The following is a 15,136-nucleotide window of genomic DNA, read 5'->3' as shown; positions in this document are numbered from 1 at the left end:
TTTGTGTTTGTAACTTTAGTGCTGATACCTCGCCCGGGACTATGTAAAAGTCGTCCCTCCTCGCGCCTGCGGCGCTCGCATAGAGAATGGTATGGGTGTTTTGCGGGCACAGCCCGCAAAACACCCATACCATTCCTTCTGTGAAATAGTAGTAGATCGTATCTTTATAGGATCTGGACGCCGCCGTAGCTGGTGGTGGTGCCATCGTTGCGGGTGAGGATGGCTCCGGCCCGGTTGGGGGCAATGCTAACCTTCAGATCTGGATCCAGGTTAAGGTGTCCTTCCTGTGAGTGTTCTGAGACGATCAGGATGAGTGTGCCGTTTTTGAGTGGTTGTCTGGCGATGAGATAGGGACTGTCTTGCTGTTGGCTATGGCTGACGATGCCCAGGGCCTGTTGGTAGACGGCGCGGGTGCTGGCCGTGTGATGGGATTGCTCGATAGGGATGCCGGACCATACTATGCGTCCTTGTCCTCGGGTGTACTTACGGACACTGTTGTGGGCTTTTTTGATATAGGCCATCTTGTCATGAGTATAGCCAAATTGATAGCTTTGTCCGTCCAGGCCTTGTAACTGCTCATAGCGTGCAACGGGGCTGATAGTGGGTCGTTCCTGGTTATCCGGATCTTCGAGTTCGGTGCTGGCGATCAGGTTGTGCTGGTCTTGTCCCAGGACGCCGCTGACGAGCAGGGTGGCTCCACGCTCGACAAAGGTGAGCAGGGCTTGCCAGGCTGGCGTGCTAAGGTACTGCAGTCCTGGAAGAATGATTGTTTGTGGTTGCTGCGCCTGGTCGAGCAGGGTGGCAAGCTGATGCTCCCCGACCATTTGTGGAATAGTATCCAGATCGTAACCAAGGATGCGGATTGCTTGTTGGGTCGCCTCTACTCCCAGGGCAGGTCGCAAGAACCACTGTGAATAGGGAATGATCACCCAGGTCTCCGGTACATTTTCGGGTTCGATGATCTGGCCAGAAAGCTCTTGCATCAAGCGTCCAATCTCATAGAAGACGCGTAACTCTGGTTTGGCGCTTCCATCGGTGCGTACCAGGCCGATACTGTTTTCATTGTCGCTGGTCATGTAGGCGTTGGTATGCCAGAGCCATTGAATCAGGCCAGCGCCACGCGCGATGAGTCCGGTAATCAGTTTGCGCTCTAACAGGGCCGCGCACTCTTCTTCAGTGCGCAATGGCCGCATATCGACATCACGCACCAGCATCACGCCGATCTCCTGAATAAGATTGGGACGTGCAATGTGTTTATCCAACAACATATCGCAGAGCATCTCATCGTAGTTCCACCAGGGATGAGTCGTGCTATAGTCCATGGCTGGCGCATAAAATTGTGGTGAGATACGTGAGCGGGCCTCATCCTGTCCTACTCCAATCAGGGTGGTGCTACCAGCGGCGCGGATTGCTTGATAGATTATGCTGGCCCAGCGTGTGAACATATCCTGAGAGAAGAAGGTATAGTCCATGACTTTGAGCATATTCCTGGTATTGGTTATGCGCGGATCTGTCACATAATCTTCCGCCACCGGCAATGAAACCTGGTCCCAGCTGGCAAAATCGGCAGGCGTTTGTCGCCAGCGTTGCTGAAGTTCTGCTATGCTATAGCGTTCGGCCAGCCAGTCCTGGAAGGCGGTCAGCTCAAAACGATCATAATTAGGAACGGAGCGTTCACTGAAGATAGCCTCAGGTGCTCCAAAGCTTGGCTCATTAATCAGGTCCCATGAGAGCAGCTGTACACCAGCATAGCGGCCAGCCAGTAGCGAGACAAAATCTTGCTGTGCCTGCAATGAGCGCGGATCAAGCCAGGGATTCACGCCATCAAAGAGCGGTGGATAAAAAGTGAAGAAGGTGAAAATAACCTGGATTTGATAGGTGCAGGCAGTCATGACAAACGCATCCAGGGCGCGCAACGCTGAAGCGTTTATTTGCCCTCGGATGGGCATCAGGTCGCGCCAGGCAGTCCAGATGCCGGTACGAATAACGTTGACGCCTGCCGTCTTCATCTGGGCGAAATCGTTGTTCCAGCGGGCCGCGTCAGGTTGGATCAGGAATTTACGCTGGCTATTGCTGTCCATATATGTCGTGCCGTAGAGGGGAAATGGCGCACCTTGCTGATAAAAATAATCTCTTCCCGCTTCCAGACCCAGGTGTGCGCTGGCTTCAACTAACTTTTTATCCCAGTACCAGAAGCCAGTGATTTCCTGCCAGTGGATGCCTTGCTCGTTTTCAAAGCACGCTCTGACTTGGTACAGACCTGCTTCATGGAGAGGCTCTGGCAGGGAGAATCTGCTTTCCTGTAGATAAGTAGATGCGGCTAGCCGGGTTTCCCATGTTTGTAAGAGTTGGCCTTGTGGTGAGTGTAGGGTGGCTGTGACGTGGTGTGTCTGTTGTGAACGGGCGGATACGACGATGGTTGCCGTCTCTCCAGGTTGATAACATGCTTCAAGTGAGCGTGCCTGCAGGACGGTTGACCCCTGGGTGGCTAATTGGATGAGCTTTTGGATCGTCGTGTCCAGTGCCAGCCAATCCCTGATATCAGCAGGCTTCCAGGGAGAAAGCAGCCAGCGACCGCCACGAAATTGTCCAGATTGCTGGTCGAGCAATGAAGCAATAGTGGCAAAGTGGTTTTTCCCATATGCTGCCTCGGCCTCATCCACATAGAGTAGAGGGGTCAAGATGGTATCAAATGGACCTGCCGAGCCAAGGTCGATTTGCTGATCTGATACCTGGGTTAATTTGGGATAGAATGACCAGTAATTGCCAGTCGCCAGGGTTTGCAGATGAAGGTGCTCTGACGAGATAAATGCGGCCTCGGTGGCTATGTCGAGCTGCAACTCGGTTGTGGTTGGCTTCAGTTCAAAGAAAGGTCCTAGAAATAGTTGTCGGGTATAGGCCTGCTGCTCGGCTTCAATGGTGCCATCGGCGCGGACAGGACGGGTAAAAGGCATGCCGCCAAAGACAGCGATATTGCCGCCACGCTCCAGGAATGCGAGCAGGGCGGGCCAGGCATCTTTAGGAAAATAAGGACCGTGGAAAGAAATAAACAGCTCGCAGGAATCCTCTAAAGCGTCTGTCAGGGCTGCCGCATCCACAAAGAGTACGTGATCAGGCAGCAGTGGGGACAGGGTCGATTGTGAATACCATTCTGGATAAGCAGGATCCGAAAAGACGATACTGTGTTTGTTGTCGAAGTTTGTTAGCGGCATACAAATTCTCTCTAGATGAGTAAGCAATCTTGATTATTTTTCACCGGGGGTAAGCAGGTTGCCAGCAATTATAGTGGGAACCTACCTACACCAGAAATCGGGCACTACTTTACATCTGCAATGGCAACGCCACTATCAATATAGCGTTGTCCTAAGGCATAGAGTATTACAGGAACGACCAGGGCGACGAGGGTCGCCGCCATCAATTGTGGATCGACCGACTTAAACGGATTTGAGAAGAAGAGCAAACCCAGTGGGACGGTACGATTGGAATCACTACTCAGGTAGATCAATGGACCCAGGGTGTCGCGCCAGCTATTGAGGAAGGTGAAAATGGCTACTACCACAATGACCGGTCGGGACTGTGGGAGGATCATATTCCATAAGATGCGGAAGCTACCGCAGCCATCGATACGTGCGGCTTCGTCAATTTCTTTGGGCAGACTGATAAAAAACTGTCTGAACAGAAAGATGTTAAAAGCACTGCCAAACAATTGGGGCACGATAATTGGCAGATATGTGTCGACCCAGCCTAGATTTCTGAAGATGATGTATAACGGAATTGTATACATCTGTTGTGGAATCATCATCGTCGCTAGCAGAACGATGAACAGGGCGGTGCGACCAGGAAAGTGGAAGCGGGCAAAGCCATAGGCGACGATCGCCGATGAGAATGTCGTGGCTACGACCGCAAAGGCCGCCAGCCAGATGCTATTGAAGATATAGTGGGCAAAGTTATACTGGAAAAAGACATCCACATAGTTTGACCACATTACCGGATTTGGAATCCACTGGATGGGGATCGCATAATACTGGAATTCATTTTTCAGTGAAGAAGAGACCAACCACAAAAAGGGCAATAAAATTAGCAGGCTAATAATTCCTAACACAACATAGGTCCAGATGACACTGATACGGATCAACTGCTTACCTCGGCGTTGTTGCAAATTATTGCTCGTTTGTGTTGCTGGTGGTGCAGAAGCTATGCGCTGGGTATTCGGGATGGTACTCATAAAATTGCCTTTCAATCATTGAAAATGCTGCTACTTTTCTCTCGTAAGAGAAACAACATTGTCTGTCACCTGAAAACTTTCTGTCTCCTAACCAGCATCCTGTTCGCTATAGTGACTAAAGCGGATCGTGGTGAGCACAATCAAAGTCAGGATCAAGGTGATGATAAAGACAATTACCGATAGTGCTGAAGCATAGCCATAATTATTGGAGATGAACGCACTCCGGTAGATATAGGTTAAGAACACAGCCAGGCTATTGTGATAGCCGAGTGGATTGCCAGTACTGATCGTGCCCTGGCTGGACGCGAAGACCAGCGGGGTATCAAAGACTTGAATATGTCCAATCAGTGTCAGGATCGAGTTGAAGACGATCACTGGTGCCAGTAAGGGCACGGTAATGCGTGAGAAGATGGCCCATTTGCCCGCGCCATCAATTCTTGCCGCTTCATAGTATGTCTGGGAGATGCCTTTGAGTCCCGCCAGGAAGATCAGCATGGTGCCGCCAATAAACCAGAAGTTTACGGCAATCATCGCAATCAGACCAATCCAGGGCCGATTATAGTCGCCCAGCCAGTTGACTGGAGCTACATGGAACAGTCCTAAAAATTCATTAGCCAGGCCGTTTTCGCCGGCGGCAAAGATGGCTTTAAACAATTTCGCAATCGCCACACCAACGAGCAAGCTTGGTACATAGAGGACCGTGCGAAAAAAATGGTTACCCGGGAAACGCTGATTGAGCAGTAACGCCAATCCCAATCCACCCGCAATACTGATCACCGTAGAGCAAACCACATAGATCAACATATTGACGCAGGCCTGGAGAAAAATAGGATCCTTCGTCAGGATATCCTGATAATTCTTTATCCCGATAAAGGTGGGATCATTGAAAAGATTGAATTTCGTGAAGCTATAGTAGAAAGTCTGGATTATAGGCCAGAGTCCCAGTAGCAAGAAACCGATCAGCCAGGGGCTGATATAGAGATAGCCTTTTAGGCTATCGCTCCGTCGCAGGCGGGTCCAGACACCGGGTTGTTTACGTATCTGTAAAGGTGGACCTCCTGGCTGATGTTGTTGTGACGTTATCATGAGCACGTTCTCTTTCTAAGCACTCATCGATGAATGAGAACACTTCTCAGTAGCACCGAAATAGAGGTGAGGAAGGGGCCATGGTAGAGCATACTGAAGTGTGAACACGTTCAGTACTTTGCTCTACCTGGCCTGTCCAGTTATAGGGAAACGTTAGGCCTTTAAAAAGCAATCGTGAACGCCGCTCACTCGCGGTTAGTGAAGTCGCCACAGCTCAAGCATGGAACCTGAGCTTTTCTGACGAAGCGCTTCAGCCTGGCAGGCGACTTCACTCACACGATTGAACGGCAGACTATGAAGCAGACAGGATTGAGTTTCCTTGCTGCTCAATTTTTGCCGCGGCCTGCTCAGGAGTGACTTTGCCTGCCATCATGTCGGTGATAATATCGTTGATGGTGGTCGCAAGCTGATCTTTGGTTGTCATCAGACTGGGTTGGAAGGACTGGAAGGCGCTTTCCATGGTTGGTGCGAACTTGCTTGGTTGAATATAGGTATTCAATTGTGAGAAGGCTTTTTTCTCAGCCGGAATATCGCTGAATTTGGCAAAGCTAATCTCAGGATCTGTCTGGGTTGCCCATTTCAAGAATTCCCAGGCGGCATCCTTGTTCTTGCTGTTCTTATAGATGGCCAGGCTATTCACACCACCTGTAATCACAGGCTGTTTGATCGTAAAGATCGGGGTAATCCCATAGTTAGGATTTTTGGCCATATCTGAGAAGAGCCAGGGTCCGACACGTGCAAAAGCAATCTTGCCAGTATCGAGGGCACCAATGTCAAAGGACCATGGTCCGTTGGTGAGTTCATTGAATGGGGGCGCCATTTTCTCGGTGAACAAACTCTTATAATCTTTGAGACCCTGAATACCCTCAGGGGTATTGATGGTCACCTTGGTTGGATTCACTGGATTATCAAAGGCTTTACCGCCATTCATACGGACAAACATATCATAATCTAGGATATCATTGGGGTTGATCGCGTATTGGACGGCCTTGCCACCCTGGAACTTGGTGAGTTTCTTGGCGATGGCCTTGAATTCATCGAAGGTCATGGCTTTGACAGGATCTGGCGCAGGGAGACCGGCGGCATCGAACAACGCTTTGTTGTAGCCCAGGACTGAGATCGAGGTACCGATTGGGAGTGCGAGGGTTTTGCCATTCCATTGGCTCAGAGTAACGCTTACAGGGCTAAGTGCGCCGGCTGAATTATTATATCCTGACATTGAAGTCAGATCGGCCAAAGCACCGCTATCGAAATATGGAGCCGCCATACCGCTCGACATACCGATAATATCATAGGCATTGCCGCCGGCTGTGGTTGTCTTCAACTTATCCCAGTAGTTGCCCCATGGTAGGATTTCAGGCTTGATTTTGATATTGGGGTGACTCTTCTCAAAATCCTTGATCCAGGCTTTCATGGAATTATCTTTGGCTGGCGTATTGCTCCACCATCCATACGTAAGGGTAACTGGACCAGAATTGGTGCCTCCACCGCTCTCACCACAGGCAGCAAGCAAGCTGCCGCCAATACCTGTGGCCATTGCAACTTTACCTGTTTGCGCCATAAAGCGTCTTCGTGACATTGAGAAATCCATATAAATCACTCCTTCGTGTCTAAATAAAATGGACCCATGCGTAACGTTATTCGATAGGATGAACTGTCAAGCGTTCATGCATGTTGACAGCTCAGGCAAAAGGGGGGACATTACCGTATTGGTATCATCCCTTGTCGGATAAAAGTTGATAAGTCCCAGGGGACAAGCGAAGTACAAGATAGAGAGCCGAACACGCCGGAAACTACTCAATGCGAAAGACTGAAGCGCGTTCAATCAAATCTACTTCCAGGATACTGGAAATACTGGTGTCGCTTGAATCATTGCTCTGTTCTAGAAGCCTTTTGACAGCGACCTCGCCGATAGCTTCTTTGTTGACGCGGATCGTGGTTAACGCAGGCGTCAGATGTTCAACCAGGGCAATATCATCAAAACCAATCACCGAGACATCCTCGGGTAAGCGGCGGCCATACTGTCGTAGTGCCTTCATGGCGCCAATTGCCAGTTCATCATTGGCACAGAAGAGCGCTGTAAAGGGCTCCTGCTGTTCAATCAAGCGTTGACAGGCCTGGTAACCACCATCAATCTTAAGATTGCCATGTTCCATGAGGTTTGTGTTAATCTGGATGCCAGCATCCAGTAATGCGGTACGATAGCCCAGGCTACGGCGTTGAATGGTATAAATTACATCGATAGGGCGAAAGCCTTGAATGACAGGGCCCCCAATAAAGGCGATCTTGCGATGGCCACGCTCAATCAAATAATTTACCGCCATGTAGGCGCCCTCGAAGTTATCGCAGAGTACAGAGTTGACCGAAAGACCGGGAATATGATTGTCAACCAGCACAAGAGGAATATCGAGGCTCTTCAGAACCTGTACTGTTTCCTGTTCAGCAGGACCGACCAGCAGGATACCACCCAGTTTCATGTCCTGAACAGTGGAGAATAATTCCTGTGGTGTCTGCACCAGTTCCATAATAGACCTGTACGTTACCTTGATATTAGAGCGCCGTGCTTCATGCTCAACGCCATTCAAAATATGCGTCCAGAAAGGATTGCTGGTGGTTGCGCCACTATCCGCCAGATCGCCATAGAGAAAACCGATCTCTTTAATCTGACGCCCACCTGTGCGAGGTGGTTCAGCGCTCACGATGCGCTCATAGCCCAGTTCCGTTGCCGCCTTCAAAACCCGATCGCGTATCTCTTCAGACACATTGCTGTGGTTATTGAAGACGCGCGAGACGGTTCCTACCGAAACATCCGCTTTACGAGCGACATCTTTTACTGTGACCGAGCCAATCACACGTTTGTTCCCTTCACATGTAGCTGTGGCAGGCGATAACTGCAACATCTACTCCGAACAATTCAATGAAAACAACAATGTTTCATTGATGAAATAATACAGTCATTTAACAAGAAAGTCAATACTTTTGCGGTGAATAAACAGGAATTTTAATAGAACCATCGTAAATTGTCTCGTATCATACAGCGCTTGTTTGCTAATGCCAGTGCACCAAAACAGGAAATTTCAGAGAAATGGCCAGAAATAAGAGGCTTCACTGGTGAAAATGTTACACGTTCATTTGAATTTGTACTAATGTATGCTCATGAGATGAGCAAGAATGAAGAAGTTTCTTTGAGATATGTATGTTATGCTCTTTATGCGCAAGAAAGGTGCATTACTTTTTACACCGAACGACTGAAGGGAGTTCCTTATGATAAATGGACCTGTGACAAAAATGGACCAGCGTTTCAGCGATCCAGATGCTGTGGCTACGGAGTGGGAGGAGACGCGCCACGTGCTTGAAGCCGCTGAGCTATTCTGGATCTCGACGGTCCGCTCTGATGGTCGTCCCCACGTTTCTCCTCTGGTTGCCGTGTGGCTTGATGGAGCTATCCACTTTTCTACCGGCACAGATGAACAGAAGGCCATAAACCTGCGTGAGAATCCCCACGTGATCCTGACGACTGGCTGTAACGACTGGAAAGAAGGACTGGATGTCGTGGTCGAAGGAGACGCCGTCCGCGCCACCGACGAAGCTATGCTTGCCCGCCTTGCTGAAGCATGGACGAAAAAATGGGACGGACAATGGCAATTTGAGGTGCGCAACGGTAGTTTTTATCACAAAGAAGGTGGGATGGCTCTCGTGTTCTCCGTGAAACCCACTAAAATTCTCGCGTTCGGCAAAGGTAAATTCAGCCACACACGCTATCAGTTTTAAATGAAGCAGAACGGAGGGAACTGACAATGACGAACGCAGGATTATCCAGGGCGCGACTTGGCCGTATGCACGATATCATGGCCGGTTATGTTGAGCGCGGTACCGTCCCCGGTCTCGTCACCCTGGTCAGCAGGCACAGCGAGGTTCATGTTGATGTTGTGGGGACACAGGCATTTGGCGAGGGCGCGCCCATGCGGCGGGATACCATTTTCCGCATCTCCTCAATGACCAAGCCGATTATCGCTGTCGCCGCCATGATCCTGGTAGAAGAGTGTAAGTTACGGCTGGACGAGCCAGTAGACACATTACTTCCCGAACTGGCTGAGCGCCGGGTGTTAAAATGGCTTGATGGGCCACTTGACGATACCATACCCGCCGAAAGATCGATCACGTTACGTGACCTGCTCACCTTTCGTATGGGCTTTGGACAAATGGTGGCAGCGCCAGACGCTTATCCGATTTTGAAAGCCGCCAATGATCAGCAGATCGGCATGGGACCGCCGAATCCTTTGCATATGCCTGAGCCCGACGAGTGGATATATCGCCTGGGACAGCTTCCACTCATGCACCAGCCGGGTCAGCAATGGATGTACAACACAGCATCTGATGTCCTTGGCATACTCATTGCGCGCGCCTCAGGACAGTCGCTAGAGGCGTTCTTACGCGAACGTCTCTTCGAGCCCCTTGGTATGAAGGACACAGGCTTCAGCGTGCCTGCGTCAGCGCTCGATCGACTGGCAACCAGCTATTGGACCGATTTCTCCAGTGGGAATTTTACTGTTTATGACGAGCCCATCGGCGGCCAGTGGAGCCAGCCGCCAGTCTTCCCATCGGGAGCTGGAGGACTGGTTTCAACCATCGATGATTATCTGGCCTTTGGTCAGATGATGCTTTCCCAGGGTAAATACAACGGTGAGCGCATCCTCTCCAGGCCATCAATTGAGACCATGACAACCGACCAGATCACGCCTGAACAGAAAGCGGCGACCAATCCCGCCGCTAATTTTCTTGACAGCCGTGGTTGGGGATTTGGCCTCTCCATCATCAACGTGCGTGATGACATCTCATCCGTTCCTGGTCGTTATGGCTGGGACGGTGGCCTGGGCACATCCTGGTACTCAGACCCCAAAGAAGACATGGTCACCATCCTGATGTCCCAATGCTCCTTTGCGTCCCCCAACCCCCCGAACGTTACCTTCTGGACCGCTGCCTACCAGGCCATCGATGACTGAGATAGTGCTTGTTTTTTACTCTCATCTTGGAGCGTACAGCCAGCCGCATGCGGGCCCTGAAGGGCCCATGCTTATTTTAAATGTGTTATCAAAAAAATGAGCCAGGCTCATTTTTTTGATAACACATTTAAAATCGTTGGAGCTTTGAAAACGCGAAACAAAGCTATGTAAACTATAGATTTCATGGAATCAAGCACTGTATTGGTACAGGCACAAATATGACGATAGATGTCATGTTTGTGCCTGTATAGTATTTAAAGACAAGAACTGTAAAACTGGATAGAGGGCACGCAGGAAGGTGGACTCATGCGTATCGGAATTAATCTAGGTCCCACGGGGAACTGGCCGGATATTCTGGCGGCGGCCCAGCAGGCAGACCAATTGGGGTTTGAGGCATTGAGTTTTCTGGATCATTTTCACGCGGATAAACTGGAGTGGCCGTATATCTCAGGCTGGGCGCTGTACGGAGCGTTGTCCATGAAGACCGAGCGCATCAAGTTGGTGCCGATGGTCATCGATCGCTTAAATTATTTGCCGGGTGTACTGGCCAAAGAGAGCTCGGTCCTATCAATTTTGAGTAACGGTCGTTTTGAATTAGGAATCGGGGCAGGCGATTATTTTCAGGAGGCGCGGGCCTGGGGATTAGCGATTCCTGAGGTGCAGGAACGTATCGATGGATTGAAAGAGACCATTTTGGCCTTGAGAGAGGTCTGGGCGGGCCAGAAAGTGACGTTTACTGGTCAATACCTGCACCTGCTAGATGCCGCCTGTACGCCTGTTCCTGTGGCTCCTATGCGCGTAGTCGTTGGTGTTGGAAATTCACGGCGGCTGATCCAGAGTGCCGTGGACTATGCTGATGAGCTAAATGTCTATGCCAACGAGGATTTGCTCCGCTTTGCCAGCGAGCAGATCGCCACCTCAGGACGCCACGTTTCTTTATCTGCATATGTCTGGGATTGGCCCGAACAACTCACCCAAAAGCTCCCAATCTGGGAAGCTATAGGCGTTGAGCGCACATTCTTAACCGTCTGGGACTTCAAACAATTACCCGAGATTGCCCAATGGATGACGTAAATCCTACAGAACAGCCTGTGCAAGTGTTTCTACACCCACTCTTTTAGAACGCCATGCGCAAGTGTTCTACATACCACTCTTTTAGAACGGCCTATGCAAGTGTTCCACATATCACTCTTTTGAGGAGGAAGATGGCGAGGCGGTTGCGACCGCCTCGCCATCTTCCTCCTCAAAAACAAGCGAGCGCCGTAGGCGCGAGGCGTAAGGGATAAAGCTTGTACATAAACATTATATAAGTACCTCTGCGCCTGACCCGGTTTATCCAGTGCTCTAATATAGAGGCTAAAACGTCTGGACAAGCTAATGTCTATGCATAAGTAAAATATCAAGCAATATGATAAGAAATTTCAAAAGAATTTTCTCATCTTTATTGTCTGCCAATTGACAAAAAGCGATTCACATGTTATATCTTCTTGTGAAATAAGTAAGCAACTGTCCAGGCGCTTGTGAAAGCTCGGGAGACCGAGTACCGGGTAGGCGATATCGCATACAGAAGGCAACATCTTGTATGTGTTTTATCCTTATCCGGTTTTCTTTTTGTCTACACTATTAATGTATGTGTAGAATCTTCTCTTCTTGTTGTCTCTCACAAATTTTCTACGGGCATTTGTGAGAGAAAATGATCCTGAAGCGTCGCATGCAAACTATGCTCTAAGCCACTCATTGGCTGCCCATTCGGCATGAGGCATGTTTTTCTGGAACGAGATAGCCAGAAAGCGCTCTATGTCGAATGGCATCCGACAGAATTCGATACCGACACTATGAAGTTTATTGTCTCCTACATTCAGGATCGCGTATTCGCCCCATGGTGGATTGCGTACCTCTTCCAACGGCCAACTACGATCCATCGCCATGCCAACACTACCGGGATTGATCAGTAGATGGTGTTTATAGCGCCGTAGCATCTGCTGATGTGTATGTCCACCTGCCAGCACCTGGGCGTTCGTGTCCCCAATGGCTTGTCCTACCTGCTCATCTGGTGTGGTTGGATGTAATTGTTCTTTGAAGGAACGAGGTGAACCATGATAGGCGAGCAGCGTCGTTGTCGCGTTTAACGACCATGTATACGTTGCGACAAAGCTCTCTATAAAAGATGTATCCTCCGCGCTCAACTGTTGCGAGCACCAGTATCCGATATCCTGTCCGTTACGTGCAAACGTTGAGCTCTGCTCCTTAAGCTCGGGTTTAAGTAACCAGGCATCTGTATTACCCATCACTACAGGACAGCGCAACTCGCGCAAACGTTGCAATACTTCAACAGGCTGCGGTCCCCCAAAGGCGACATCACCCAGACAGAGTATCTGTGTGATCCGCCGTCGGCTGATATCAGCCAGAATTGCATCCAATGCCACCAGATTCCCATGAATATCCGCGATTAATGCCAGTTGCATAGAGAGGTCTCCATCATTCTATCTAAAAGTGGTCAGACAATTATAGTGATTATAAGGTATATAATGCATGTTTTCTATATTTAGCCCATTCATTGGTGCCATTCATTTTTTTCAGCGGCACGCGCCCAATAGGAGCCTCCCCCCCGAGAAATGCAATGTAGCTGCGACCGCTGAGGGTCGCAGCTACTACGTGCTGGCCTCAGGCGATGTGAGCGTTGCTTGTCGAACGTGTTTATTCAGGGTGGTTGCAATGGCGAGCAGGATCAGCCAGGCGCCTAGAATGAGGGCGCTGCGTTTGGCTCCGATATCTTGAATAAGCAGGCCGCCAAGGACGGCTCCGATGGATTGGGCTCCTCGAATTACCATCTGTACAGTACTGCTCATGCGACCACGCATGGAATCGGGGGTGGTCGTCAGACGATAGCTATCGAGCGCAATATTATAGATTGGGGCGACCAACTCTTCGGCTGCGGCGATGATACCCATAAAGATGGCGTTGGGCGCGACCGCGTAGAGCGGAAACATTAGCGCTTCTAGCCAGAGCATGCTGATCGTGATCGTGCCAAATGAGAAGTGTTGTCGTGCCTGGTTGCTGGCAATATTACCAATGATCGCGCCGACCGCTGCCGCGGTAAAGATAGCTCCGATGCCGCCTGGTGATGTATGCAGTTCTTTTGCCAGGATCAAAATGACCAGGTAGCCCGCGCCATAGCGCAGGCTATCGGCTCCATTGATGATGGTGAGAAATCTGAGTAGCGGCTGTTTCCATAACCAGGAAAAGCCTTCGGCGATGGTCTGATGCAGTGGTAGATGAGAAGCTTTCTCGCTCCTCTGGAAATTTCCACGTATGAAGCTCAGTGAAAAAACTGAGACGCCAAAAGAGATCGCGTTGACCAGAAAGGGAAAGACGCTATTGATGGTATAGAGGGCTCCACCAAGTAGAGAGCCGAGGGTACGTACGCTGGAATATGCTACCTGGGACTGTGATAGGGCGGTTGGCAGTTGCTCGCGTGTGACTATATTGGGTAATGTCGCTGTATTGGCGACACTGAAAATCGTTCCCAATGCACCTGCTAGCGTGACCACCACATAGATCTGTAGCATACTTAGTACATGAAACCAGAAGGCAAGCGGAATCGTCAGGACCAGCAGCATGCGGCCCGCATCGCAAGCCAGCATAATCCTTTTGCGGTTCCAGCGATCTGCCAGCACACCAGCCAGCGGACTGATCACGATGACGGCGATGGTATTCAAACTGACGGCGATACCCGCCTGAACAGGCGAGCCTGTAAAGGCCAGGATCAGTAGGGGAAGAGCAATAAATTGTTGTTGATCGCCTACAAACGAAACAAGCTGACCACCTTGTAAGAGCAGGTAGTTCCAATTGCGCCAGAGTGCTGGTGAGCCTGTATTTTTTGATGTACGTGACAGCATTTTTGATAGACTCCATTCTCATGATGTATTTTCAGGACACAAAAAGGCCCTGGGAAACGCTGATAACTCGCCCCAGGACCTGTTTACACATGAGAAAATGGACAAGAACAAGGCCGTGGGCGAGAACTGTTTTGTTTCACCCACGGCCGACTGGTCCGACGTTTTGCTCGTGTTTATGCTTAGTTCATGTCAACGTCTTCCCCAAAAAAAGGCATAGTACGGCCCTGGGCGACACGCAATGCGGAAACACGTGCAAAACGGAAGCGAAAACACCATGTTATGGTGAGCCCCGTCATCGCGCCAGCCATACCGATCCCTTTCTTTTTCCTGTGTTGTTGTAATCTTTAACACTTTTTACGTAGTATGAAAGTTAAAATAGCACATCTCTTTTTATGTGTCAACCAGCCGCATTTAATAGGGATGTCATTCATTTTTTGCAAAGGTATGCATACCATCGTGGAATTTAATGGTAGTGCGCCAGGAAAAAGCATAGCTATGCTCACTGTGAGCTCTATGGTAGAATAGGCACAACATTGATAGAAATAAAGCGATCTACGATAACAGTAGCACATGGTCGCCAGGAAGGATCTCAGGAGATAACAGCATGCAAGCCGATAAATCTGATGCCCTGAAACGACTCAGGTATATTGAGGGTCATCTTAATGGGATTCGCAAAATGATTGAAGATGATAAATATTGCGTTGATGTTTTGCGGCAAACGTATGCGGTGCGCAAAGCTATTGAAAAGCTGGAAACGCTGCTGGTTAAAGAGCATCTACATACGTGTGTTCCTGATGGTATCAAAAATGGCGAGACCGACAAAATTGTTGAGGAATTGGTCCAATTGTATAATCTGGCCGGCAAGGATTAATATCCAGTCCTACCGTGCGCTGCGCATGGTAGGACTGGACGTTTTTTAGAGT

The 15,136-nt window shown here is 49.7% G+C and carries 11 protein-coding genes; 4 read left to right on the top strand and 7 right to left on the bottom strand.

Translation table 11 applies throughout. The annotated features are described in order from the left end of the window. Positions 1-164 precede the first annotated feature (164 nt). The 5 genes from EL633_RS27375 to EL633_RS27355 all read right to left on the bottom strand — a co-directional run bounded on the left by EL633_RS27375 (position 165) and on the right by EL633_RS27355 (position 8,163). On the bottom strand, positions 165-3,212 hold the full coding sequence (locus EL633_RS27375; protein ID WP_126630442.1) for an alpha-amylase family protein: 3,048 nt from the start codon (positions 3,210-3,212) through the stop codon (positions 165-167). A gap of 104 nt (positions 3,213-3,316) precedes the next feature. Next, positions 3,317-4,225, bottom strand: a complete 909-nt coding sequence (locus tag EL633_RS27370; protein ID WP_126630441.1) for a carbohydrate ABC transporter permease — start codon at positions 4,223-4,225, stop codon at positions 3,317-3,319. Between the two features lie 87 nt (positions 4,226-4,312). Beyond that, a complete protein-coding gene (locus EL633_RS27365) occupies positions 4,313-5,311 on the bottom strand; it encodes a carbohydrate ABC transporter permease (RefSeq protein ID WP_126630440.1) in 999 nt (332 codons plus the stop codon). Between the two features lie 292 nt (positions 5,312-5,603). Next, positions 5,604-6,902: an ABC transporter substrate-binding protein gene (locus tag EL633_RS27360; RefSeq protein WP_126630439.1), complete on the bottom strand. Its 1,299-nt coding sequence runs from the start codon at positions 6,900-6,902 to the stop codon at positions 5,604-5,606. 202 nt (positions 6,903-7,104) lie between these two features. After that, positions 7,105-8,163 carry a LacI family DNA-binding transcriptional regulator gene (locus EL633_RS27355; protein WP_126630438.1) on the bottom strand — a complete coding sequence of 353 codons (1,059 nt, stop codon included), beginning with the start codon at positions 8,161-8,163 and terminating at the stop codon, positions 7,105-7,107. Positions 8,164-8,578: 415 nt separating this feature from the next. On the opposite strand from EL633_RS27355, the gene EL633_RS27350 reads away from it, so the two are divergent. The 3 genes from EL633_RS27350 (at position 8,579) to EL633_RS27340 (ending at position 11,388) form a co-directional block, all read left to right on the top strand. Next, positions 8,579-9,082 (top strand): pyridoxamine 5'-phosphate oxidase family protein, encoded by a 504-nt coding sequence (locus tag EL633_RS27350; RefSeq protein ID WP_126631908.1) that lies wholly within the window; start codon positions 8,579-8,581, stop codon positions 9,080-9,082. A gap of 26 nt (positions 9,083-9,108) precedes the next feature. Then, positions 9,109-10,314 carry a serine hydrolase domain-containing protein gene (locus EL633_RS27345; RefSeq protein WP_126630437.1) on the top strand — a complete coding sequence of 402 codons (1,206 nt, stop codon included), beginning with the start codon at positions 9,109-9,111 and terminating at the stop codon, positions 10,312-10,314. Between the two features lie 306 nt (positions 10,315-10,620). Then, the gene (locus EL633_RS27340) at positions 10,621-11,388 is read left to right on the top strand and encodes an LLM class flavin-dependent oxidoreductase (protein WP_126630436.1); all 768 of its coding nucleotides are present in this window, start codon (positions 10,621-10,623) and stop codon (positions 11,386-11,388) included. Positions 11,389-12,032: 644 nt separating this feature from the next. Here EL633_RS27340 and EL633_RS27335 read toward each other — a convergent pair. Together EL633_RS27335 and EL633_RS27330 are read right to left on the bottom strand one after the other, a co-directional pair. Next, the gene (locus tag EL633_RS27335) at positions 12,033-12,779 is read right to left on the bottom strand and encodes a metallophosphoesterase family protein (RefSeq protein ID WP_126630435.1); all 747 of its coding nucleotides are present in this window, start codon (positions 12,777-12,779) and stop codon (positions 12,033-12,035) included. A 186-nt stretch (positions 12,780-12,965) separates the two neighbouring features. Next, positions 12,966-14,213 (bottom strand): MFS transporter, encoded by a 1,248-nt coding sequence (locus EL633_RS27330; protein ID WP_126630434.1) that lies wholly within the window; start codon positions 14,211-14,213, stop codon positions 12,966-12,968. Between the two features lie 604 nt (positions 14,214-14,817). Between EL633_RS27330 and EL633_RS27325 the strand changes: the two genes are divergently transcribed. After that, a complete protein-coding gene (locus tag EL633_RS27325; RefSeq protein WP_126630433.1) occupies positions 14,818-15,084 on the top strand; it encodes a metal-sensitive transcriptional regulator in 267 nt (88 codons plus the stop codon). The last annotated feature ends 52 nt before the right edge of the window (positions 15,085-15,136 follow it).

Source organism: Dictyobacter alpinus (assembly GCF_003967575.1).
Classification (GTDB): Bacteria; Chloroflexota; Ktedonobacteria; order Ktedonobacterales; family Ktedonobacteraceae; genus Dictyobacter; species Dictyobacter alpinus.
Note: the sequence above shows the minus strand (reverse complement) of the source record. Positions and strands in the feature narration are given on the sequence as shown.

Coding starts and splice junctions, on each gene's coding strand:
- EL633_RS27375 (WP_126630442.1), bottom strand. CDS start 3,212: ATGCCGCTAACAAACTTCGACAACAAACACAGTATCGTCTTTTCGGAT.
- EL633_RS27370 (WP_126630441.1), bottom strand. CDS start 4,225: ATGAGTACCATCCCGAATACCCAGCGCATAGCTTCTGCACCACCAGCA.
- EL633_RS27365 (WP_126630440.1), bottom strand. CDS start 5,311: ATGATAACGTCACAACAACATCAGCCAGGAGGTCCACCTTTACAGATA.
- EL633_RS27360 (WP_126630439.1), bottom strand. CDS start 6,902: ATGGATTTCTCAATGTCACGAAGACGCTTTATGGCGCAAACAGGTAAA.
- EL633_RS27345 (WP_126630437.1), top strand. CDS start 9,109: ATGACGAACGCAGGATTATCCAGGGCGCGACTTGGCCGTATGCACGAT.
- EL633_RS27340 (WP_126630436.1), top strand. CDS start 10,621: ATGCGTATCGGAATTAATCTAGGTCCCACGGGGAACTGGCCGGATATT.
- EL633_RS27335 (WP_126630435.1), bottom strand. CDS start 12,779: ATGCAACTGGCATTAATCGCGGATATTCATGGGAATCTGGTGGCATTG.
- EL633_RS27330 (WP_126630434.1), bottom strand. CDS start 14,213: ATGCTGTCACGTACATCAAAAAATACAGGCTCACCAGCACTCTGGCGC.
- EL633_RS27325 (WP_126630433.1), top strand. CDS start 14,818: ATGCAAGCCGATAAATCTGATGCCCTGAAACGACTCAGGTATATTGAG.